This is a genomic window from Nocardiopsis sp. Huas11 (genome assembly GCF_003634495.1).
Classification (GTDB): domain Bacteria; phylum Actinomycetota; class Actinomycetes; order Streptosporangiales; family Streptosporangiaceae; genus Nocardiopsis.
On sequence record NZ_RBKY01000001.1, the window covers coordinates 1,294,955 to 1,316,850 of the forward strand.

A 21,896-nucleotide genomic window follows, 5' to 3' on the forward strand; every position below is an offset into this window, starting at 1 on the left:
ACCCGCCTGACACGACGACGGCCCCGGGGCATCTTGGGTTCTAGCGGTGGTCGCAACACCCTGACTTTGGGGAGGTTGCGGCCACCGTGTCGTTTTCCAAGCAGGAACTGGCCCGGCTGCGGGAACGGTTCCTGGAACAGATGGCCGATGACGGCAACGTCACCGAGGTCGCCCGATCCCTGGGCATCAACCGCAACACCGCGTTCGGCTGGGCCCGCCAGGCCGGACTGCGCTCCCAGCGCCGGCCACGGCCACACCCGGCACGGGAGGAGTACGAACGCCTGCGCAAGAACTCTGTGCCCCGCCGCGAGGCCGCACGGCGAGTCGGGATCAACGAGCGCACCGCCCGTGACTGGGACCACGGGGTCCGCAGATCGGGCAACTCCCGGTTCTACCCTGACGGGCGCCGGGTCGACTACTCCACCGGACAGACCACGATGGAGTCCATGACCACCCCCGCGCCGACCGTGGCCTCGCTCGAAAGACCGGTCCACCAGCGCTTCTTGACCCTGCCCGACCGGGAGAAGATCGCGGACCTGCACCGAGCCGGACGGAGCCTGCAGGCCATCGGCCGGGCGTTGGGACGCCCGGCCTCGACGATCAAGCGCGAACTCGACCGCCACAGCAACACGGACGGCTCTTATGGTGCCTATGCGGCCCAGCGCCGGGCGGTCGCACGCAGGGCGCGTCCCAAACCCGCCAAGCTCGCCGCTCCGGGCGCTTTGCGGGACTACGTCGCCACGGGTTTGCGGAAACGGTGGTCACCGGAGCAGATCAGCAAACGGGTCTGCTCGGACCACCCCCAGGACGAGGACATGCGTGTGAGCCACGAGACGATCTACCAGGCCCTTTACGTCCAGGCCCGCGGCGGGCTCAAACGTGAGGTGAGCGCGGCGCTGCGCACCGGCCGGATCCGGCGCAGAACCCACCGAACGGGTGAGCGGCGCCAGAGCCGGTTCGCCGATCCGATGGTGATGATCAGCGAGCGTCCCGCCGAGGTCGAAGACCGTGCCGTGCCGGGACACTGGGAGGGGGATCTGATCACGGGCGCGCAGAACAAGTCCGCGATCATCACCCTGGTCGAGCGCTCCACCCGGTACGTGATGCTGGGGCACGTGCCCGGCGAGCACACCGCCGAGGCTGTCGGAGGTGTTCTGAGCGCCCTGGTCGCCTCGCTGCCCGAGCATCTGCGCGGGTCGCTGACCTGGGACCAGGGAAGCGAGATGGCCGGCCACAAGGCGTTCTCGGTGGCTACGGGGGTACCGGTGTTCTTCTGCGACCCGGCCTCGCCCTGGCAGCGGGGCTCGAACGAGAACACGAACGGGCTGTTGCGCCAGTACTTCCCCAAGGGCACCGACCTATCGGTGCACGGCCCGCTGGATCTGGAGCATGTCGCTCAGGAGCTGAATGGTCGGCCACGCAAGACGCTCGGCTGGGAAACCCCAGCCGAGCGTCTGCATACACTCGTGTGATCAACGAGGTGTTGCGAGGACCCCTTGAATCCGCCCATCCGCCCCGGGACCGTCGTCGTGTCACCAGTGCCTAGGTGTACTGACCTGAGAGGTTGGTGACACGGGAGGTTGGAGGGCCGCCGAGTGCCGTCCCCGAGATCCGCCACCTGCTCGCCGCCGTCCTCACGGCGCCGGCCGTGACCGCGGGCAGACTGCTGCACTGGTCCCACTGGCGCAGACGCCACCAGGCAACAGCCCGCCGCAGCCACGACCGACGACGATCCGCCGACAAATCCGCTGGGTAGATCACGAAACCGCACTGGAGTACTAGGTCCGAGTCGTGATCGACGCCCATGAGATGGGCCGCGAGAGCAGTACGCCCGAGGTCGTGCGCGTGCGCGGACGTGGTGACTTCCCGGGACACAGCCGTCATCCAAACGGTGCCGCTCCTGCGCTGCACCTCCCAAACCAGAGTCGGACTACCGACCTCTGTCCTGGCTGGGCCGTGACGGCCCTCACCCTTTCTCCTCGGAGGTCTCCCTGTTACGTTTGTTATTGTTCAACCACTAACAGAGGAGTATGCATGAGCGTCAACCCGACCCGCGAGCTCACCCCCGCACAGCACGCCCTGGCAGAGCACCTTCGGCTGGTGTCGTCCGGCCAGATCGACGAGTGGATCGAGCTGTACGCAGCGGACGGCACGGTCGAGTTCCCCTTCGCCCCCGCCGGTGTGCCTACCCTGGTGCAGGGACGCGAGGCGCTGATCGCCCACATGCGCGGCTTCCCGCAGACCTTCGACGTGAAGTTCGTCGACGTGAAGTTCATCGAGACGGCCGACCCCCGGACCGCGGTCGCCGAATACCGCTCGGAGGGAATCGCCCTCAGCACCGGCAAGCCGTACGAGCAGACAGTCATCACGGTGATCCGCCTCGACGAGGCGGGCCTCGTCGAGCAGTTCGTCGACTACTGGAATCCTCTCGTGGCCATCGAGGCCATGACCCCCGACGAGGCGGCCGGCGGCCAAGACGTGTCGTGGCCCTCGGAGCGTTGATCCCGGTTCGACGGGGTGAGACGGGTCACCCACCCGTCCTGCCCCGTCGCACCCTGTCCCACTCCGCAGTGAGAGACTGGGAGACATGCCCGCCCCTGGCTCCAGAGTGAAGAGCGATCAACGCCGTCGAGTCGTGCTGGACGCTGCCGTGGCCTGCTTTGCGCGCAAGGGTTACTACGGCACGACCACTGGTGAGATCGCCGAACGGGCCGAAATCTCTCAGCCCTACGTCTACCGCCTGTTCGCCAGCAAGGAGGCATTGTTCGCCGGTGCCGTCCTCCACGTGTCCGAGCTGATCTCGGATGCTCTGACCGGCGCCGAAGCCGGCGCCGATGAGGCCGGGCCGCACCGGCAGCCGGAGGCGGTGATGCGTGCGATCCGGTCCGCCTACAGCACCCTGATCGAGGACCGGGACGTCATGCGGTTCCTCATGCAGGCCAGTTGCGCAGCCGATGAGCCGCTCGTGGCTGAGGCGTTGCGCACGTGCTATGCCAGGCAGGTCGAACTCGTCAGTGAGCTCCTGAACCACGACGACGCTGCGGTCCGGCGCTGGTTCGGCGCCGGTATGCTCGAAAATGTCACGCTGACCCTCGGCCTGGCCGACGTCGACGAGCCCTGGGCGCGGACCCTCAGCGGACAACGGTCTCGTTCGGACGGCGGTAGCTTCGCCCACCGGGAGTCGCCGTAGCTTCCGCCGAAGAACAGGCGGCTATGTAGGCGGCCGGCCAGGCCGTCCCACTTCCTTGGAACTGGGACGCCGTCCGACGGTGTCGACGTCGATCGGCACTGCCCCAGGTCAGGACCGTCCCAGAAGTTGTGCCACAAGTGCGTCCCGGATTGGCTAGGCCGTGTTTTTCTGAAGGCTTTCGGATGAGCTCGCGGTCGTCAGGTCGTCTCTCGCACGACGATGTGCGACATTCAGCCCCGTTGTGCTTCACGAGCGCAGAGGCGCGGCGAGAGACGGCCCTGGCGGCCGCGAGCCCGGAATGCCGCAAAAAACACGGCCTAGCGACGCGCCACGGCGTCGAGGCGCTCGACCCAGTCGGCGACCTCGGCCGCGGTGTCCGCCGGGCCCGCCGTGGTGGTGTCCAGCAGGGCCAGCGGCGGGGTGAGGCGGTCGGCCGCCTCCACCACCCAGTCGGCGAAGTCCAACGTCTCGACGATGCGCTCCTCGTCCCACCCGCGCCAGGCCGGGCGGGCCCGCAGTCGCGCGGCCAGGACCCCGGGGTCGCAGGTCAGCGACAGGTAGTGCACGTCACTGAACAGCGCCCGTTCGGGCAGCGGCTCGAACTCCGGCGGCACGACCGTCCCGCAGAGCACGATCGGACGGCCGTTCTGCTGCACCATGGCGGCCGTGCGCAGCCAGGTGGAGCGGAACAGGCGGTGCTCGTCGGCGGGGTCGCGGAGCCCGCCCACCCACAGGAGGTCCTGTTCGAGGACGACGAACCGGTCCTGGAGCCGCTCCAGCAGCAGTCCGGCGATCGTGGACTTGCCGGTGCCGCTGGGGCCGGACACGCAGTACAGCGGGAGGCGCCGGTAGGGCCGGGTCCGGCCGCAGTCCGCGCACGACAGGACCGACGCCCCCGCGCTCGTGTCGGGGACGTCGTTCCACGCACCGCAGTGCGTACAGATCAGCGGATGCACCGCCGCCTCAGTCGAAGAGGTCTTCGAAGAAGCTCTTGCGACGCTTGCGGCCGTAGGGGCGGGGAGAGTCCTTGTAGCCGCCGCCGTAGGGGCGAGGGGAGTCCTTGTAGCCGCCGCCGTAGGGGCGCGGAGAGTCCTTGTAACCGCCGTAGCCGCCGCGAGGGGGGTAGCCGCCCTGGGCCGGGTAGCCCTGCGGGGGCGGCGGAGGGGTCGGGGGCATGGAGGGGTCCGGCGGCACGGCACCGTAGTGACGCTGCTCGGCGTTGGCGATGGCCTCCAGCTCTCCCCGGTCCAGGAAGATGCCCTGGCAGCCCTCGCAGCGCTCGATGTGGACACCGTGCCGGTCGAAGGTACGCATGTGGCCTTGGCACTTGGGACAGATCATGACCGGATCCTATGGCCTCCGGTATCAGAATCACATATGGGTCGGGGCCCGCCGTGGACGTCTTGGCCGCGCGCACGGAGAGCCCCGGGGGCCGACCGGACCCCTACTCGGGCGAGGCGAGCATGAGCGAGCGCGCCGCCTCGGTGACACTGCCGGACAGCGACGGGTACACCGCGAACGTGTGCGCCAGGTCGTCCACCGTCAGGCGCTGCTGGACGGCCACCGACACGGCCAGGATGAGCTCGCTGGCGCGCGGACCGACGATGACCCCGCCCAGCACGATGCCCGTGTGCTGGCGGCAGATGAGTTTGACGAAGCCGTCCTTGACCTCGTTCATCTTGGCGCGCGGGTTGGTGTTCAGCGGCAGGGTGACCGACCGGCCGTCGATGCGGCCGCTGCGGACGTCGTCCTCGCTGGCGCCGACCGCCGCCAGCTCCGGGTGGGTGAACACCGTGGAGGCCACGGTGGACAGCTTGAGCGGGGACACGGCCTCGCCCAGGGCGTGCCACATGGCGATCCGCCCCTGCATGGCGGCCACGGAGGCCAGCATGTTGACGCCCGTGCAGTCCCCCGCGGCGTACACGCCCGGGACGGTGGTGCGCGAGACCCGGTCGACCTCCACGAAACCGCCCTGGGCCAGGCGGACGCCGGCCTCCTCCAGCCCCAGGTCCTCGGTGTTGGGGATCATGCCGACCGTCATCAGGCAGTGGCTGCCCTCGACCGTGCGCCCGTCGGACAGGGTGACCACGACGCCGTCGTCGGTGCGCCGGACCGACTCGGCGCGCGTCTGGCTCAGGACCGTCATGCCGCGACGCATGAAGACCTCCTCCAGGACCTCGGCGGCGTCGGGGTCCTGGGTGGGCATGACGCGCTCACGGGAGGAGACGAGGGTCACGTCCGAGCCCAGGGACTGGTAGGCGCTGGCGAACTCGGCGCCGGTCACACCCGATCCGACCACGATCAGCCGTTCGGGCAGCTCGTCCAGGTCGTAGAGGTGGCGCCAGGTGAGGATGCGCTCGCCGTCGGGCTTGGCGGTGGGCAGCTCACGCGGGTGGGCGCCGGTGGCCAGCAGCACGACGTCCGCGCGCAGCCGCTCCTGGCCGACCGCGACGATGTGCGGGTCCACGAGGCGGGCCTCGCCCTGGACGACCTTGACGCCCTCCTTGATCAGCCGCTTGCGCGTGTCATCGGACTGGGCCTGGGCGAGGTCCTTGATGCGCGGGTTGACCTGCGAGATGTCGACCTCGACCTCGGCCTTGTCCTCGTGGAGGGACGGGATGTTGATCCCGAGGATGTCGGCCTCGCGTACGTACGTGGTGCGGGTCGACGTGGCGATGAGGCTCTTGGAGGGCACGCAGTCGGTGAGGACGCAGGCGCCGCCGATACCGTCGCGGTCCACCACCGTCACGTCCGCGCCGAGCTGTGCGGCGACCAGCGCCGCCTCATAGCCCCCGGGTCCGCCACCGATGATCACGACCTTCGTCACGCTGCTTCACTCCCTCTGCGGGCTACCCCTGGCCCGTTCCCGGTCCGGGTGACATTCGGGCATGGCGGGGCGCTACCTGGATGTATCGGTTGCCTCCATTGTCGTCTATGAGGACCTGTGCCCACCTCAGCCACCCCGGCGTCCGCGAACCGCGCTTCGGACCAGATTCCGCTCTCCGGACACACTGCGTTGCGTTCCGGAACAATCCCACTACACAGCGGTAGCATCCGACTTGTGAGCGAAACAGAGCAGCCGCCCCGGACCACAGACGAGGCGAAGGCCCTGGCGGCCACCGCCGCGAAGGACCTGCTGGCGAGGGCCGGCGCGGACAACTTCGACGCCATGGTCGTGCTCGGCTCCGGCCTGACCGGCGCGGCGGACACGCTGGGCTCGGCGGACATCGAGTTCGACTCCACCGAACTCCCCGGTTTCCACGCCCCCACCGCCGAGGGGCACTCCCCCAAGGTGCGCAGCATGTGGGTAGGCGAGAAGCGCGTCGTCGTGTTCATGGGTCGCGTCCACGTCTACGAGGGCTTCGAGGCCATCGAGACGGCGCACGCGGTGCGCACCGGCATCGCGGCGGGCGCGCGCACGGTCGTGCTCACGGGCTCGGCCGGCTCCCTGCGGGCCGACATCGCGCCCGGCCAGCCCGTGGTCATCCGCGACCACATCAACCTCACGTCGACCTCGCCGCTCAAGGGCGCCTCGTTCGTGGACCTGTCCGAGGCCTACAGTCCCCGGCTGCGGCAGATCGTCCACGACGCCGACGCCACTCTCGCCGAGGGCGTGTACGTGGCCACGGTCGGTCCGCAGTTGCAGACCCCGGCCGAGCTCCAGGTCCTGGGGCAGGCCGGCGCGGACGTGGTGGGCCGCTCGATCGCGCTGGAGACCATCGCCGCGGTGGAGATGGGCGCCGAGGTGCTGGGCCTGGCGATGGTGACCAACGACGCGCTGTCGGGGGTGTTCCACCCCTTCGAGTCCGAACGGGTCCTCGAGGTCGCCGAGCAGCGCGCTCCGCGCCTGGGCTCCCTCATCAGCCGCGTCCTGGCGACGGCCTAGTTTTCTGGCGCCCCCACGAGTCCCGCAGGCTGAACGGCCTACGGGGACCAACATGGCGGTGCCCCCGCCACACCCCCTTCGGTGCCACGGGAGTGGGCCCTCACGCAGTCAGCCGTCGGTTCCGTCGCTGGAGCGGGTCGGCAGGAGTCGGTCCGCGAGGGATCGTGCCGTGGCGGTGAGCGTGGCCGTGTCCATCCCGGTCCGGCTCATGAACACGATCCCCTGCTGCGCGGCGAGGAGGGCACGCGCCAGCGCGATCGGATCCGTTTCGGCCGGCAGATCGCCTTCGTCCTGGGCACGGCAGACGCAGTCGGCGATCAGCGCGGTGGACGCCTCGTAGGTCTCGTGGGCATGGGCGAGGACGTCCGGATCGGCGTTGCCGAGCTCGCACGTGCTGTTGGCCAGCAGGCAGCCGCGCCGTGCGCCGGACCCGGCCCCCTCGCCGATCGGCGCTTCGAGCAGCGTCCGGAGAGCGTCGATGGCCCGCGGGGCCTCGGTGAGGGCTCTCCGAAGATGGCCCTGATTGCCCTCGGTGTACCTGCGCAGCGACCGGAGAAAGAGCTGGCGCTTGTCGCCGAACGCCGCGTAGAGGCTGCCTTTGCCCAGCCCGCTGACCCGCATCAGGTCTTCCAGAGAGGTCGCGGCGTAGCCGGCGTTCCAGAACTGGTCCCGGACGGCGTTGAGCACCTGCGTCTCGTCGAACGCTCGTGGACGTGCCATGGCTCCAGGATACTCATTCTTGACCACACAGTCCATAACTGCCTATTGTGGACCACGCGGTCAAGAACGATCGCGCACATCAAGGTGGAGGCGGGAAGAGCATGGGAAAGCTGGACGGCAAGGTAGCGATCGTCACGGGCGGATCGCGGGGAATCGGGGCGGCGTCGGCTCTGGCGTTGGCCGACGAAGGAGCCGACGTCGCGATCAGCTACTCGTCCTCAGCGGATCAGGCCGAGGCCGTGGTCGCCGACCTGGAGGCGAAAGGGGTGCGCGCCGCGGCCTTCCAGGCCGACCAGGCGGAGGCGGCGCAGGCCGCGGGCCTGGTCCGGAGCGTGTTCCGGCGGTTCGGGCGGCTCGACATCCTGGTCAACAACGCGGGCTTCTCCGCCGCCGCTCCGATCGACAGCGAGGACGCCGACGAGTCCGCCCTCGACCACCAGCTCGCGGTGAACTACACCGGCGCCGTCGCGGCGATCAGGGAGGCGTTCCCGCTGCTGCCGGACGGTGGGCGGATCGTGAGCATCAGTACCGGCGCGGCGGCGAGGGCGGGCTTCCCCGGGATGGCCGACTACTCGGCCTCCAAGGCGGCCCTGGAGGGCTACAGCCGGGGCGCGGCACGTGATCTGGCACACCGGGGCATCACGGTGAACGTGGTCCAGGTCGGGTTCATCGACACCCACATGAACCCCGCCGACGGCCCGGCCGCGTCGATGTTCCTCCCCACGACGGCGATGGGGCGGTACGGCAGGCCCGAAGAGGTCGCCGCCGGCGTCGTCTTCCTCGCCAGTCCGGAAGCCTCCTACGTCACCGGCGCCGCGCTGAGGATCGACGGCGGATACGGCGCATAGCGGGATTCGGCGAGCCCTTGAGCCCGGCACATCGCGGCGTCCGGCCGAAGGTCGCTCGGGCCTCTGGGGGTTGGAGGCGCACGGGCCTGGTCGGGATCCGCAGGGGGTGTGTGAGGGGCGCGCCAGAAAGCACAGCACAGCCTCCGACCGGGCGGGCCGGTACCGGCGTGGCGAGCGTACACCCCGAGGCCTTGGGATGGACGGCACCGGCCGTGGCTCGGTCGAAGGCTGTGCTGCTTGGTGGTGTCGTGTCGCGCGGGATCCCCGCAGATCCCGTTGGACTCACGAACCCGACACCGTTCGATATTCAGTTGAACCGCGCGCGTCGCCTTCGGGGGAAGTCCGGGCGGAGGGCCATCCGCGCGAAGTCCGCCCGCCCGGAACACTCTCCCTTAGGCATGCCTTACCTAACCAGATGCCGCAGGCCGCGTCAACCCCGCCCGGCGGTGCTCGTGGAAAGACGACGGACCCGGCCGCCCTCGCAGGGCGCCGGGTCCGGTCGGGTCTTCGGGAGAGGGGCCTCGCCGTTCAGGAGAGAAGCACCGCGCCCACCACCACGACGACGGTCGCGGCCAGGACCACGATCACCTCGACGGGCACCATGGTCTGCGGCGCGTCCTGCGCGCCCAGCGCGGCGGGGCCGGCCACGTCGACGTCCTTGATCGGACCGCTCAACGGGCGCGTCTTGTACCGCTCGGCGTCCTGGCGCAGCTGCCGCGCGGCCAGGTCGACCGGCCGCATCCGCGCGGGATCCTCGTCGTCGTCGGCGTCCAGGAAGCCCGCGTCCCGGCGCATGTTGTCGCGGACCTTGGCGCGCTTGGTCTCCCGCAGCGGCCAGGAGCGCACGATCGTCTGCCGCGTGTGCACCCGCAGCACGTCGGTGACGTCAACCCACAGGACCGCCGTCCACGGGACGAAGGTCTCCCGCAGCGGGTTGATCACCCGCAGCCCCCGCTCGGTGACCACCACGCGCGGGCGCAGCCACACCAGGTAGACGATCGCCACGCTGGCGGCCAGCACCGACCCGGCGATCCACGCCTCGCGCCCCTCGCCCCGGACCAGCACGTCCAGGAGCAGGAGCAGCGCGACCACGACCCACGCGCCGGCCATCAGGCGCGTGGGCATGGAGTAGTGGCTCGTGGGATTGGTCGAGTCCATCAGTCGGTCGCCCACTTCAACTGCGCGAAGCCCGGCTTGATGATGCCGTTGATCAGGGACAGCCGCTCGTCGAAGGGCAGGAAAGCCGACTTCATCGCGTTGACCGTGAACCACTCCATGTCGTCCCAGCCGTACCCGAACGCCTCGGAGAGCTTGGCGAACTCCTCCGACAGGCTGGTCCCGCTCTGCAGCCGGTTGTCGGTGTTGACCGTCACCCGGAAGCGCAGTTCGCGCAGGAGCCGGATCGGGTGCTCGGCGATGGACTCGGCCGCGCCCGTCTGCACGTTGGAGCTGGGGCACATCTCCAGCGGGACGCGCTTGTCGCGCACGTACTGCGCGAGCCGGCCCAGCAGGGGCACGCCGTTCTCGTTCTCGGTGATGTCGTCGATGATGCGCACGCCGTGGCCGAGCCGGTCGCACCCGCACCACTGGAGGGCCTCCCAGATCGACGGCAGGCCGAACGCCTCGCCCGCGTGGATCGTGAAGTGGAAGTTCTCCCGCCGCAGGTACTCGAAGGCGTCCAGGTGGCGCGTGGGCGGGTTGCCGGCCTCGGCACCCGCGATGTCGAACCCGCTCACACCCGCGTCCCGGTAGCGGACCGCGAGCTCGGCGATCTCCGAGGACCGCGCGGCGTGGCGCATCGCCGTCACCAACTGCCCGGTGCGGATGGTGCGGCCGCGGTCGGCGGCGCGCTTCTCGCCGAGTTCGAGCCCTTCCTGGACGGCCTCCACGACCTCCTCCAGGGTCAGGCCGCCCTCCAGGTGCTGCTCGGGCGCGTAGCGCAGCTCGGCGTAGACGACGCCGTCGGCCGCCAGGTCCTCGGCGGCCTCGCAGGCCACGCGGACCAGGCCGTCCCGGGTCTGCATGACGGCGGTGGTGTGCGCGAAGGTCTCCAGGTAGCGCTCCAGCGACCCCGAGTCCGACGCGTCACGGAACCACACGCCCAGTTCGGCGGGGTCGTTGGTGGGCAGGCCGGTGTAACCGGTCGCGGCCGCCAGTTCCACGACGGTGGACGGGCGCAGGCCGCCGTCGAGGTGGTCGTGCAGGAGCACCTTCGGTGCTCGACGGATCTGCTCGATGGTGAGTGGCTGGTTCATGCGTTTCAGGATGCCACCTGGCCGCCATGCGCTCCGCCACGCCGGGGTGAAGTTGCCGGAAATCCGGTAGAAGCCGAGGTGGGGCGCCCGTGCCGCGGGGTCCTGCTATGCGCTGTCTCGCGCGAAGGGCCGGGCGTCCCGTGATCGGCTGGCTCAGGCCAGTGCCTGGTCGTCCACGTCGGCGCGGGGCCGGGAGGTATCCCACAGCGCGGTCAGCGCCGTGGTCACCATGAACCGGGTGCCCACACCGATGGCGCGCTCGTCGACGTCGAACCCGCCGCGGTGCAGGTCCAGCATCGGGCCCTGCCACTCCGGGGAGTGCGTGCCCAGCCGGGCCAGCGCGCCGGGGACGTGTTCCAGGTACCAGGCGAAGTCCTCCCCGCCCAGGCTCTGCGGGGTGGCCGAGACCGCGTCGGCGCCCAGCGCCAGCGTCACCGCCTCGCGCATCATCTCGACGCTGTCCGCCTCGTTGATGGTGGGCGGCACGCCCCGGCGGTAGGTGACCTCCGCCTCGGCGCCGTAGGCACTGGCCACCGACTCGACCAGGCCCTTGATGATGTCGGGGGCGGCGTGCCAGGCCTCGTCGTCCAGGCAGCGCACGGTCCCCTCCGCCACGGCGTCGTCGGGGATGACGTTGGGCGCCGACCCGGCGCTGATGCGGCCCCACACCAGGCTGAAGCCCGCGCGGGGGTCGATGCGCCGGGACAGGGCGGCGGGCAGTTCGGTGACCACCTTGCCCATGGCGTAGACGAGGTCGGAGGTCAGGTGCGGGCGGGCGGTGTGTCCGCCGGGACCGGACAGGCGCACCATGAGCTGGTCGCAGGCGGCGGTGATGCCGCCCGTGCGCAGTCCGACCCGGCCGAGCATCAGGCGGGGGTCGCAGTGCAGGGCGAAGATACGGTCCACGCCCTCCAGCGCGCCCGCGTTGACGACCTCCACGGCACCGCCCGGCAGTTCCTCGGCCGGCTGGAAGATGAGCCGGACCCGGCCGGGCAGCGCGCCCGCACGGGCCTGCTGGGCGAGGAAGACCCCCGTCGCCAGCAGGACCGTGGTGTGGACGTCGTGTCCGCAGGCGTGCGCGACGCCGGGGACGGTGGATCGGTAGGGCACGTCCTTCTCGTCCGAGAGGGGCAGCGCGTCGATGTCCGCGCGCAGGGCCACCACGGGGCCGGAACCGGAGCCGACGTCGCAGACCAGCCCGGTCCCCTGCGGGAGCTCCTTGGGTTCCAGTCCGACCGAGCGCAACCGTTCGACGATCCGCCCCGTGGTGCGGTGTTCCTCGAAGGCCAGCTCGGGGTGCATGTGCAGGTCCCGGCGGAAACCGGTGAACTCCCGCTCATGGCGCGCCAGAAAAGCGGTCAACTGTTCCGGCAGGTCACGTCCCTGCATGCGAGGGTCCCCTCTTCGTTCACGTCTTACCGCGCACCGGCTCCATCGCCGACACCGACCTCTGCGCGGGTGGGGTGGTCGCCCTGGAGTTCGGCTGCGAGCATGTCGACGACGTCGTCCAGCGAACCGCCCGCGGCGACGACCGCGCGCTGCCTTTCGTAGGAGGCACCCTTGTCCAGGATCTCGGAGATCAGGTCCAGGTCCTCGGCGCAGCCCAGGCGGGCCGCGACGGGCGCCAGCTCGCGCACCAGCTCGTACAGGTCGTCCCGCAGTGGAACGGTCGTTCCGTGCAGGTCCGTGATGACACGGGCGTCGAGTCCGTAGCGAGTGGCCCGCCACTTGTTGTCCCGTACCAGCCAGGACGGCGGGCTGGGCAAGCCGTACCCGCGGTCGAGCTGGTGGTCGAACAGCTCTACCAGGCTCTGTGAGAGCGCGGCGGCCATTCCCACCTCGCGCAGGGTGGGAATCCCGTCGAACATCCGGATCTCGATGGTGCCGAAATCCGGGTGCGGACGGATGTCCCACCACACTTCCTTGATAGAGGCGATGGTACCCGCCCTGAGTAGCGTTTCGATGTATTCCTCAAAAGCCGTCCAGTGCGGCAGGTTCACGGGCGGTCCGGACGTCGGCAGAGCGCCGAAGATGATCGACCGCGAGGACGCGAGTCCGGTGTCCGCACCGCTCCAGAATGGGCTGGAAGCACTCAAAGCGAGGAAATGTGGGATGTACTTCGCGAGGGCGTTCACCATCGGAATGGCCTTGTCCGGGCTCCGGACCCCCACGTGGACGTGGACACCGCACGTGAGGATCCTGCGCGCCAGCCACTGCATCCGGTCGACCAGTTCGCCGTAACGGTCCCCGGGGCTCAGGGTCTGGTCCCGCCAGTCGTCGATGGGATGGGTTCCCGAGCAGGTCAGCGTGGTGCCGCGCGGTTCGAGGACCTCCCTCATGCGGCTCAGGTTGCGTGCGAGGTCGCCCTTGGCCTCGTCCACCGTCTCGCAGATGCCCGTCACCACCTCCACCTGCGACTGCATGAGCTCGTGCCGAAGAGGCGGTGCGGCGTCCTCGCTCAGATCGGGCAGGTCGGCCAGGAGCGCGCCCGCCTCCTGGCGCAGGTGGCGGCTGCGGCGGTCGACCAGTTGGAGTTCCCACTCCACACCGAGCGTCGCGCGTTCGGACGACTTGAATGCGATTCCCATCTGCCCTCCGGGGGGTGTTTGCCGACCGCCGTGGTCGGTGCACCATCGCGCCCCGGCGAACCGGTCAACCGGGACAGAGGAGGACTACCCTTCCCACACCGCGCGCATACGGGATATCCACCCGTCCCCGGGACGAATTCCTGAAAGCACCGAAACGGGTTCACCCGTCGCGTCGCCGCATCCGCCTCATCAGCCCGGCGACCGCTCCCCCGACGCCCGCGGCGCCCGCGGCCGCGGCGAGGCCCGCCACGATCCGCTGGTCGACGCGGCGCCGCGCGAGCGCGGACGCCGGCGCCCGCGGCGCGAAGGCCGGTCTGGACCAGTCCAGACCGTTCTCCCCCGGCAGGGGCAGCGACCCGGTGTAGGGCGGCGGCATCGGCAGCCAGGTGGCCGTCCAGGCCGCGCTGAACATCACCAGGCGCATCACCAGGTTGATCCACACCAGCAGTCCGACGAGCACCGCGAACGACGCGTAGACCGGGTTGCTGAGAGTCCCGGCGAGCAGCACCGCCGCGACGGCCTTGAGCACCTCGAAGCCCACCGCGCCGAGCAGCGCTCCCCGCCACATCATCCGCGTCGGCCGCCCGCTGCCCGACAGCAGCGCGAACACCAGCATGAACAGCACCATGTTCATCGACACCGCGACGGCCAGCGCCAGCAGGCGCAGCAGCAGGTTGGCCCACACCGAGCCGTCCAGGCCCACCAGGGACAGCAGCCAGGTGGTGGCCGCCTGCCCGACGCTGGTGAAGGACACGGTGAGCAGGAGCGCCAGACCCAGCCCCAGCATCACCAGCAGGTCGCCCGCCTTGCGCAGGAGGACGTTCGGGCCCTCCTTGACGCTCTTGAGCCAGATCGAGTGCAGCGCCTCGCGCAGCGACGCCACCGAGTTCAGGCCCGCGTAGAGCAGACCGAGCAGACCGAGGACTCCGGCGCCCACGCGAGCCTGGGCGATCTGGTCCATGGGCAACTGCTCCGACAGCCCCGGCAGGACGCCGTCCAGCCCTTCCTCCAAGGTCCCGGTGAGCTCGACGTCCATCGAGGCCAGGTAGCCGACCACGGCGAAGGCCAGGGCGAGGAGCGGGAAGAAGGAGAGGAAGGCGAAGTAGGTGACCGCTCCCGCGAGCTGGGTGCCGTTGCGGTCCGCGTAGCGCTCGTAGGCGCGCACCACGTGGTCCATCGCTGGGCGGCGCCGCCTCAGCCGCCAGTACGCGTCCATCGACAGGTTCCGGTAGTGCCGTGCCCCGTCCTTCGCCCTGTCCAGCGCTGCCGCCATACGGTCCTTCCCACCTGCGGGCCCGGGAGTGTGGGCCACCCTAGTCCAGTGGCGGCGCCGTAGGGGGGCGCCACGCGCGGTTCCGCCGTGGCACACGGCAGACTTGGGAGCGTAGTCGTCAGGGGGATCAGGGAGAAGGGGGACGTCAGGTGGGGGGCGCGGGGGCGCGGTTGCGTGCTGTGTTGGGGGTGCGGTCGGCGGGGCCGCTCGGCGAGTGGTCGGACCAGCCCCCCGACCCGGACGCACTGGCGAAGGAGTACCAGCGGCGGTACGGCGACGCGCCCGCGGGGGTGTGGCGCGCGCCGGGCCGGCTGGCGCTGATGGGCGAGCACACGGGGGCCGCGGCCGGGCCGGCCCTGTACGCCGCCCTCCCCTGGGGTGTGACGGCCGCGGTCGGCCAGGCGCCGGACGCGGGCGTGCACGTGGCGACGCCCCTGGGCGCCGTGCGGCCCAGGGAGGCCGTGGCACGGGCCGTGGCGGGGGCCGTGGCCGACGCGCGCCGCAGCGGCTCCCTGGCGGCCGAGACGGGCGTCCGGGTGGTCCTGGACGCCGACCTGCCCGAGCACGCCTCCCTGGGGCGCACGGCCGCCGCGGGCAGCGCGGTGGCCCTGGCCCTGGCCGACATGGGCGGCGACCCTCCGCCCGAGGGCGCCGAGGCGGACGGACGGGTGGCCATGGTCGCCCGGCCCGGCTGCGTGGTGCGCGTCAACCCCCAGAGGATGACGTCCACGGTCCTGCCCTTCGACCTGGCCGCCGACGGGCTGCGGCTGCTCGTCATCGACACCGGCGCCCTGCCCCGCCGGGATCCGCGCCCCGCCCGCGAGGCGGAGCTGGCGCGGGCGCAGGAGGTCCTGGGCCCGCTGCGCGCGGTCCGGGACCTGCCCGCGGCGCTGCGCGAGCTGCGCGACCCGGTCCTGCGCACCCGGGTGGAGTACGCGGTCACCGAGACGCACCGGCTCAACGCGGCGGTGGGCCTGCTGCGCGCGGGCCGCGCCGCCGAGGTCGGACCGGTGCTGACGGCCTCGCACCTGTCGCTGCGCCGGTTCGACCTGCCCACGCCGGAGGTGGACCTGGCCGCGGAGACCGCGTCCCGGGCGGGGGCCCGCGGTGTCCGGATGTCCGGGTGGCGGGGCACGGCCCTGGCCCTGGCCGCCGAGGACCGCGTCGAGCGGATCACCGACGCCCTCGCCAAGGCCTTCACCGACCAGGGCCGGGTGGCGCCCCGCGTGCGCGCGGCCGTCCCCTCGGCCGGTGCCCACCGTTTGAGATGACCTCGGTTCGGACGGATCGGGGCGAACCCGGCTACCCTTTCTGCGATCACATAGCCAGGAAGCACACCCACACGTCCCCGGCGCGGAGCAGATAGGCGAATCGATGGCTGACCGAAGGAGCGACCCCGGCTCGACCGGTGAACACGACAAGGCAGGAGTGTTCCGACGAGGCGGCACACCCGGTCGGCCCGACCAGTTCGAGAAGCTCTACCGTTCACGCGAATCCGAGCAGGCCTCGGCCGGCGGCCCGCGCCGGCTGCCCAAGGCCGGAGACGTTCCGCCGGTGCGCCGGACCGCCCCCAAGCGCACGACGCACTCGTCCGGGCGCGAGTACGACGGGCGCGGGGTCGCGCGCCGCGCGAAGGAGAGGCGCCGCAAGCGCGTCTCGAACATCGTGACGAGCACGCTGGTGATCCTGCTGATCGTCCTCATCGGCGTGCCGACGGCGTTCTACCTGTGGGCGAACTCGCGTCTGCAGCACGTGGAGGCGCTGCTGGACTACGACGACCGCCCGGGCCGCCAGGACGGCACGACCTTCCTGATCGTGGGCTCGGACAGCCGCGACGGGCTGGACGACGACCAGGTCCGCGACCTGGCCACCGGCCGGGCCGAGGGCCGGCGCACCGACTCGATCATGCTGCTGTACATCCCGGACGACGGTGATCCCACGATCATCAGCGTGCCGCGCGACTCCTACGTGCCGCTGGCCATCCCGGGGTACGCGGACAACAAGATCAACACCGCCTTCGCCGACGCCGTGTGCGGGACCGACGAGGAGGGCGTGGAGATCTGCGGCGGCCCCGCTCCCCTGGTGGAGACCTTCGAGCGCGCCTCCGGTGTGCGCATCGACCACTACGTCGAGATCGGCATGGGCGGCTTCGTGGACCTGGTCGACGCGGTCGGGGGCGTGGAGCTGTGCCCCGAGGAGCCGATGGTCGACCCGAAGGCGGGCCTGGACATCGAGGCGGGCTGCCAGGAGATGGACGGCGGCACGGCGCTGGGCTACGTGCGCACCCGTGCCACCCCGCGGGCCGACCTGGACCGCATCCAGCGCCAGCGCGAGTTCTTCTCCGCGCTCGTGGAGGAGGCCAGCGCCCCCTCGACCCTGTTCAACCCGGTCCGGGCCATTCCGCTCGTCACCGCCGGCACGGACACGTTCATGGTGGACGAGGGCGACCGCCTGCGCCACCTGGCCACGATGATGCTGGCCCTGCGCGGCGGCACGGAGACCACCTCGGTCCCGGTGGGCGACACCCCGACCCTGGACGGCGTCGGCTCGGTCGTGCTCTGGGACGAGGCCCGCTCGCAGGAGATGTTCCAGGCCATCCAGGAGGGCGAGCCCATCCCCGAGAGCGTCATGGACTGACCGTTCCTATTCAGTGTGCAGGAGTGGGTCCTGGGCCCATCTCCTGTCACTGCGCGCGTCCCGAACGGTGCTGGACGCGCTGGTTCCCCGCGTTCTCTCCTCCCCTGCCCGGGCACGCGCATCGTGTGCGCGCCCCGTGGCAGGGCGGCGGGGTCCCCCACACCCCACAGCACCGGGTTCGGTCTGAACGATCCGAGGCCCGTACCCATCGCTCCGGTGGGTACGGGGCGGCGGGGTCCGACGCCGAATCGGGTGCCCCAGGGCGCGCCTGCCAATGGCCACCGCAGCGGCGTCATGGCGAGTCATCGTACGCTTACTGCTGGTCAAAGGCTCGGCCCAGTGCCGGGCGCCCCACATCGAGGTATAGGCCGGATCGACGGCCACGACCGCCAGCCCGAATTCGGCGGCCATCGACACGATCCGGGCGCGCAGCTTGGCGGTGGGCATGGCGGAGATCAACTGCCGGAAGCGCTTCCTGCGGCCGTGCTTCTCCCGGGTCTTGCCGGTGGCGAAGTCCAGGTCCTCGATCGCGATCGCCTGTACGCCGGCGCGCCGGGTCCAGTGCAGCAGCCGGGTCAACGCATGCCGGACCCGGGCGTCACGGTGCGCAGCACGACCGGTCAAGTCGAAGGAGAACCGCTCAGGGTCCCCGACCGGGTTGCCGTGCGGGTCGAGCCGGTAGGCGGCCAGATGGTCGGCGTTCATATCCACACCCACCACCCCCTGCGCGCAGGCCGCCGCCAACGGCAGGGCCCGCGCCTTGGGCCGGGTCCAGGAAGCAGTGATGTACCACCGGCCCCGCTCCACATCGAGGTGGATCCGGTAGGCCACCGCCCGATTCGCTTCGACACGGTCGGCCCACTCGGCACCGCGATGCGCGAACGCCACCCGGCAGGAGAGCACGTACCGGCCGTGCGGGGCGTTCGCCAGATACTCCAGCGGAGCCGGGAGCCGGATCGACACCCGCCCGTCCGGGGTGAGGCGGATGGTCTCGTTGCCGTACCGCTTACCGGACTCCCCATCGGCCTGGAGGAAGAACCGCCCGGCCTCCCACCGGTTGCGCCAGTCGGCTTCGGTGAGCTGCGCCTGCTCCAGGTGGTGACGCGCGTTGAGCAGCCGCTTACCGCCCCGCACCACATGCACGATCCCGGCTTCCCAGTCCTGGCGCACCTGGGCCAGACGGTCTTTGAGGCAGGCCAGGCGGCGGGACTTGGCGTGCCACTCACGCCGGGTGCGGTACCCGCCCGGGGCGCGTTTGGTGCCCTTCTCCCCCAGGGGGAGGGAGAGCCGGTGCTCCAGCATCCGGATGCCCGCTTGGAGCTTGTGCAGGTGAGCGGCCTGGCTGCGGCGGGCCAGCGCCCACTGGTCGTGGGTGGCCTTGGTGATCGACCCCGCCCACCGCGACGACGACCTCGCGGTCAACTCGCGTTTACGCGCCGCCCAGGTATCGGCGTCGTGGTCGCGGCCCTGACGGCACCGGGTCGCCAGGTCACCAGAAGCCAGCGAGCCCAGATGGGCACCCGCCACACGCAGGACGTGCTCATCGGCCGGTGTGAGGTGTGTGAGCCGGTCGCGGACCGCCACCCCGGTCGGGCCCGGGACCACAGAGGGGGCGCCAATGGACCGCAACCGTGTCGTCTCGCGCTCGGCCACGAGCCCCACCTCCCGAACCTGGCCTGGTACGTGTGTTCGATCGGAAAGCTAGCAGTGCGGGCGGGGTCGTGTCCGGCGAACACGGAATATCGAGGACGGCGTCCCCGTCCAGGCTCGGTGCTCCGGGCACACGCACGAGCACGACCGCGAGTTCGCGACCGAGGCGGGTCGATGACCACTCCTGCGTGGGCAAGGACACTCATGCACACTCAACCGACAACAGTCCCCAACCCCCGGCGGGCCCCGGGCGCGAGCCCCGGGCCCGCCGCGCGCCGGCGCCCCGTGCGCGAGGACGCGCGGACGCGAGGACGCGAGGACGCCGGACAAAGGCGAAGGGCCCGCCACCAATGGTGACGGGCCCTTCTTCGTGACGTTCCGTACTGTGCGCGCCTACCCCCCAGCGGGCGCACGGCCGGTACGTCGGTCCTTGGTGGCCGAGGGGCTTACACCCGCTCTGGCCTGCCGGTTCTCACCGGCGTGTCTCCACCATAGGTCAAAGTTCGCGAAAGGTGCGAATCCTGCCCACGTGTCTTACGTCGCACCCGGGTGGGGCGAACCTCACCCGGGGTGTCCATAGTCCCACCCACGGAGAGCACCTGTCCGGCGAACACGGTAAACACACCGAGAAAGTTGTGCGACGCCCCGTGTCCGAACACCCCAGACGGCGTGATTGCGCGCAATCCCCCCGGCCCGTGGAACGGCGACGCCCGGACGCCCCCTCTCGGGGACGCCCGGGCGTGGCGAAGGTCACCCGGTCCGTCGGCTCAGGGCGGACCGCGTGAGCCCCGCTAGGCCAGGCGCTTGCTCAGGTTCTCGTCCAGAGCGGCGAGGAACTGCTCGGTGGTCAGCCACTCCTGGTCCTTGCCGATCAGCAGCGCGAGGTCCTTGGTCATCTGACCGCCCTCGACGGTCTTGACGACGACGTCCTCGAGGGTGTTGGCGAACTCGACGACCTTCGGGGTGTTGTCCAGCTTGCCCCGGTGGTCGAGACCGCGGGTCCACGCGAAGATGGAGGCGATCGGGTTGGTCGAGGTCGGCTTGCCCTGCTGGTGCTGGCGGAAGTGACGGGTCACCGTGCCGTGCGCGGCCTCGGCCTCGACGGTGCGGCCGTCGGCGGTGCGCAGCACCGAGGTCATCAGGCCGAGGGAGCCGTAGCCCTGGGCGACGGTGTCGGACTGCACGTCACCGTCGTAGTTCTTGCAGGCCCAGACGTAGCCGCCCTCCCACTTGAGCGCCGCGGCGACCATGTCGTCGATCAGGCGGTGCTCGTAGGTCAGGCCGGCGGCGTCGAACTTCTCCTTGAACTCGGCCTCGAAGATCTCCTGGAACACGTCCTTGAACATGCCGTCGTAGGCCTTGAGGATCGTGTTCTTGGTGGACATGTACACCGGGTAGTTGCGGTCCAGGCCGTAGTTCAGGCTGGCGCGCGCGAAGTCCTCGATGGACTTGCGGTAGTTGTACATGCCCATCGCGACGCCCCCCTCCTCGGGGAACTTCGCGACCTCGAACTCGACCGGCTCGCTGCCGTCGTCCGGGGTGTAGGTCATGGTGACCGTGCCGGCGCCGGGGACCTTGAAGTCGGTGGCCTTGTACTGGTCACCGTGGGCGTGGCGGCCGATGATGACGGGCTTGGTCCAGCCCGGCACCAGGCGCGGCACGTTCTCGGCGATGATCGGCTCGCGGAAGACGACGCCGCCGAGGATGTTGCGGATGGTGCCGTTGGGCGACCGCCACATCTTCTTGAGGCCGAACTCCTCGACACGGGCCTCGTCGGGCGTGATGGTGGCGCACTTGACGCCGACGCCGTACTTCTTGATGGCGTGGGCCGCGTCGACGGTGATCTGGTCGTCGGTACGGTCACGCTCCTCGATGCCGAGGTCGTAGTACTTCAGGTCGATGTCGAGGTACGGGAGGATCAGACGGTCCTTGATGAAGGACCAGATGATCCGGGTCATCTCGTCGCCGTCGAGCTCGACTACGGGGTTTTCGACCTTGATCTTGGCCATGGCTGTGTGGCTGTCCCTTCGGTGTGCGCCACCACCTGACGGGCCGGTCCCGGTTCGTGGCCGTTCCCAGGTCCGCGCGCGGCGTTGTCCCGCACCCGCCCGGCGTCCGTGCTACCGGGGAGGCGGTGGCGTGTCGGTGTCGCGGTATCTCGACGTCAAGCTTATTCGACGCCTACGCGGACAGTTGCGGCGCCACCCATGCGAGCACGATCAACAAGACCGCCATGCCGACGAGGGTGGTGAGGTCGATCCAGCGCCGGCGCACGGCCAGCATGCCGATCCAGTCCTTGGGCAGGAACAACCGGAACGCCGCGGCCAGCAGCAACGCGCCCGCGATGATCGCCGGGCCGCGCTTGAAGTAGGCGGCGGCCACGATCACGATCCCCGCGGCCAACGCCGACATGACGAGGAGGTAGGGCACCTGGGCAAGCCAGTCGGGCACCTCGGGACGTCCCTCGGGCCGCTTCTCCCGGGCCTCGTCCGATGCCTCCGCGTCCGACAACTCCGCCAACCCCGCTTCGTTCACCGTGTCCCGACCCGTCCGGTTTCCGACCTGCCCGCGTGACCCTCCCTGGCTCCGCGGACGGGACCCCGGCACGGACGCGGTGGAACCGAGCGCCGACGCGGGAGAGACGCCCCCATTGTAGTGATCAGTGTCGCTACGCCTCTGCACTCACGGAAACGGACTCGCCGCATCCGATACACCGGGCGTCCGTTACCCCCTGCCGATTCCGCCACAGAGCCGTATTCCCCGGCCTAGTCCGCCTAACTCCGGAGTAAGCGCGTAGAACGCGCACCACCCGGGTAACCAAGCTTGGGATGAGTGCACCGGTGAGCGAG

General features: G+C 70.6%; 19 protein-coding genes. 7 read left to right on the plus strand and 12 right to left on the minus strand.

The genetic code is table 11. From position 1 onward, the window contains the following. The first annotated feature begins 86 nt into the window (after positions 1-86). The 3 genes from DFP74_RS05760 (at position 87) to DFP74_RS05775 (ending at position 3,190) form a co-directional block, all read left to right on the plus strand. Positions 87-1,472, plus strand: a complete 1,386-nt coding sequence (locus DFP74_RS05760; protein ID WP_370013344.1) for an IS30 family transposase — start codon at positions 87-89, stop codon at positions 1,470-1,472. Positions 1,473-2,034: 562 nt separating this feature from the next. Then, positions 2,035-2,502 (plus strand): nuclear transport factor 2 family protein, encoded by a 468-nt coding sequence (locus DFP74_RS05770; protein ID WP_121180753.1) that lies wholly within the window; start codon positions 2,035-2,037, stop codon positions 2,500-2,502. An 85-nt stretch (positions 2,503-2,587) separates the two neighbouring features. Then, positions 2,588-3,190, plus strand: coding sequence for a TetR/AcrR family transcriptional regulator (locus tag DFP74_RS05775; RefSeq protein WP_233570819.1), 603 nt, complete (start codon positions 2,588-2,590; stop codon positions 3,188-3,190). Between the two features lie 317 nt (positions 3,191-3,507). On the opposite strand, the gene DFP74_RS05780 is transcribed toward DFP74_RS05775, so the two are convergent. The 3 genes from DFP74_RS05780 to DFP74_RS05790 form a co-directional block, all read right to left on the minus strand. After that, on the minus strand, positions 3,508-4,146 hold the full coding sequence (locus DFP74_RS05780; RefSeq protein WP_121180755.1) for an AAA family ATPase: 639 nt from the start codon (positions 4,144-4,146) through the stop codon (positions 3,508-3,510). 7 nt (positions 4,147-4,153) lie between these two features. Continuing rightward, entirely contained in the window at positions 4,154-4,531 is a 378-nt protein-coding gene (locus DFP74_RS05785; protein WP_121180756.1) for a zf-TFIIB domain-containing protein, read from the minus strand. Between the two features lie 103 nt (positions 4,532-4,634). Beyond that, positions 4,635-6,017, minus strand: coding sequence for an NAD(P)H-quinone dehydrogenase (locus DFP74_RS05790; protein ID WP_121180757.1), 1,383 nt, complete (start codon positions 6,015-6,017; stop codon positions 4,635-4,637). Positions 6,018-6,251: 234 nt separating this feature from the next. On the opposite strand from DFP74_RS05790, the gene DFP74_RS05795 reads away from it, so the two are divergent. Next, positions 6,252-7,076 carry a purine-nucleoside phosphorylase gene (locus DFP74_RS05795; RefSeq protein ID WP_121180758.1) on the plus strand — a complete coding sequence of 275 codons (825 nt, stop codon included), beginning with the start codon at positions 6,252-6,254 and terminating at the stop codon, positions 7,074-7,076. A 108-nt stretch (positions 7,077-7,184) separates the two neighbouring features. Here the strand turns inward: DFP74_RS05795 and DFP74_RS05800 are convergent, their stop codons facing one another. Beyond that, positions 7,185-7,796 carry a TetR/AcrR family transcriptional regulator gene (locus DFP74_RS05800; protein ID WP_121180759.1) on the minus strand — a complete coding sequence of 204 codons (612 nt, stop codon included), beginning with the start codon at positions 7,794-7,796 and terminating at the stop codon, positions 7,185-7,187. A 101-nt stretch (positions 7,797-7,897) separates the two neighbouring features. On the opposite strand from DFP74_RS05800, the gene DFP74_RS05805 reads away from it, so the two are divergent. Next, on the plus strand, positions 7,898-8,644 hold the full coding sequence (locus DFP74_RS05805) for an SDR family NAD(P)-dependent oxidoreductase (protein ID WP_121180760.1): 747 nt from the start codon (positions 7,898-7,900) through the stop codon (positions 8,642-8,644). Between the two features lie 528 nt (positions 8,645-9,172). On the opposite strand, the gene DFP74_RS05810 is transcribed toward DFP74_RS05805, so the two are convergent. The 5 genes from DFP74_RS05810 to DFP74_RS05830 form a co-directional block, all read right to left on the minus strand. Beyond that, a complete protein-coding gene (locus DFP74_RS05810; RefSeq protein WP_233570820.1) occupies positions 9,173-9,802 on the minus strand; it encodes a PH domain-containing protein in 630 nt (209 codons plus the stop codon). Then, entirely contained in the window at positions 9,802-10,899 is a 1,098-nt protein-coding gene (locus DFP74_RS05815) for an adenosine deaminase (RefSeq protein ID WP_121180762.1), read from the minus strand. Before DFP74_RS05815 ends, DFP74_RS05810 begins: the two co-directional genes overlap by 1 nt. A 153-nt stretch (positions 10,900-11,052) precedes the next feature. Next, positions 11,053-12,288, minus strand: a complete 1,236-nt coding sequence (locus DFP74_RS05820) for a M20 family metallopeptidase (RefSeq protein WP_121180763.1) — start codon at positions 12,286-12,288, stop codon at positions 11,053-11,055. 26 nt (positions 12,289-12,314) lie between these two features. Then, positions 12,315-13,487 carry a glutamate--cysteine ligase gene (locus DFP74_RS05825; RefSeq protein WP_121180764.1) on the minus strand — a complete coding sequence of 391 codons (1,173 nt, stop codon included), beginning with the start codon at positions 13,485-13,487 and terminating at the stop codon, positions 12,315-12,317. Between the two features lie 160 nt (positions 13,488-13,647). After that, a complete protein-coding gene (locus tag DFP74_RS05830) occupies positions 13,648-14,760 on the minus strand; it encodes a YihY/virulence factor BrkB family protein (protein WP_121180765.1) in 1,113 nt (370 codons plus the stop codon). A 149-nt stretch (positions 14,761-14,909) separates the two neighbouring features. Between DFP74_RS05830 and DFP74_RS05835 the strand changes: the two genes are divergently transcribed. Both DFP74_RS05835 and DFP74_RS05840 read left to right on the plus strand, forming a co-directional pair. After that, positions 14,910-16,031, plus strand: a complete 1,122-nt coding sequence (locus DFP74_RS05835) for a galactokinase family protein (RefSeq protein WP_121180766.1) — start codon at positions 14,910-14,912, stop codon at positions 16,029-16,031. Positions 16,032-16,134: 103 nt separating this feature from the next. Beyond that, entirely contained in the window at positions 16,135-17,397 is a 1,263-nt protein-coding gene (locus DFP74_RS05840) for an LCP family protein (protein WP_121180767.1), read from the plus strand. A 6-nt stretch (positions 17,398-17,403) separates the two neighbouring features. Here the strand turns inward: DFP74_RS05840 and DFP74_RS05845 are convergent, their stop codons facing one another. The 3 genes from DFP74_RS05845 to DFP74_RS05855 form a co-directional block, all read right to left on the minus strand. Then, positions 17,404-19,050 carry an IS200/IS605 family accessory protein TnpB-related protein gene (locus tag DFP74_RS05845; RefSeq protein ID WP_199725492.1) on the minus strand — a complete coding sequence of 549 codons (1,647 nt, stop codon included), beginning with the start codon at positions 19,048-19,050 and terminating at the stop codon, positions 17,404-17,406. A gap of 788 nt (positions 19,051-19,838) precedes the next feature. Beyond that, a complete protein-coding gene (locus DFP74_RS05850) occupies positions 19,839-21,056 on the minus strand; it encodes an NADP-dependent isocitrate dehydrogenase (RefSeq protein WP_121180768.1) in 1,218 nt (405 codons plus the stop codon). A gap of 172 nt (positions 21,057-21,228) precedes the next feature. Then, the gene (locus tag DFP74_RS05855) at positions 21,229-21,567 is read right to left on the minus strand and encodes a DUF3017 domain-containing protein (protein ID WP_370013345.1); all 339 of its coding nucleotides are present in this window, start codon (positions 21,565-21,567) and stop codon (positions 21,229-21,231) included. Between the last annotated feature and the right edge of the window lie 329 nt (positions 21,568-21,896).

Bases quoted from the DNA above. Each gene is read 5' to 3' on its own strand.
- DFP74_RS05805 (WP_121180760.1), top strand. From the start codon at position 7,898: ATGGGAAAGCTGGACGGCAAGGTAGCGATCGTCACGGGCGGATCGCGG.
- DFP74_RS05850 (WP_121180768.1), bottom strand. From the start codon at position 21,056: ATGGCCAAGATCAAGGTCGAAAACCCCGTAGTCGAGCTCGACGGCGAC.
- DFP74_RS05820 (WP_121180763.1), bottom strand. From the start codon at position 12,288: ATGCAGGGACGTGACCTGCCGGAACAGTTGACCGCTTTTCTGGCGCGC.
- DFP74_RS05785 (WP_121180756.1), bottom strand. From the start codon at position 4,531: ATGATCTGTCCCAAGTGCCAAGGCCACATGCGTACCTTCGACCGGCAC.
- DFP74_RS05815 (WP_121180762.1), bottom strand. From the start codon at position 10,899: ATGAACCAGCCACTCACCATCGAGCAGATCCGTCGAGCACCGAAGGTG.
- DFP74_RS05840 (WP_121180767.1), top strand. From the start codon at position 16,135: ATGGCTGACCGAAGGAGCGACCCCGGCTCGACCGGTGAACACGACAAG.
- DFP74_RS05830 (WP_121180765.1), bottom strand. From the start codon at position 14,760: ATGGCGGCAGCGCTGGACAGGGCGAAGGACGGGGCACGGCACTACCGG.
- DFP74_RS05825 (WP_121180764.1), bottom strand. From the start codon at position 13,487: ATGGGAATCGCATTCAAGTCGTCCGAACGCGCGACGCTCGGTGTGGAG.
- DFP74_RS05775 (WP_233570819.1), top strand. From the start codon at position 2,588: ATGCCCGCCCCTGGCTCCAGAGTGAAGAGCGATCAACGCCGTCGAGTC.
- DFP74_RS05800 (WP_121180759.1), bottom strand. From the start codon at position 7,796: ATGGCACGTCCACGAGCGTTCGACGAGACGCAGGTGCTCAACGCCGTC.
- DFP74_RS05810 (WP_233570820.1), bottom strand. From the start codon at position 9,802: ATGGACTCGACCAATCCCACGAGCCACTACTCCATGCCCACGCGCCTG.
- DFP74_RS05770 (WP_121180753.1), top strand. From the start codon at position 2,035: ATGAGCGTCAACCCGACCCGCGAGCTCACCCCCGCACAGCACGCCCTG.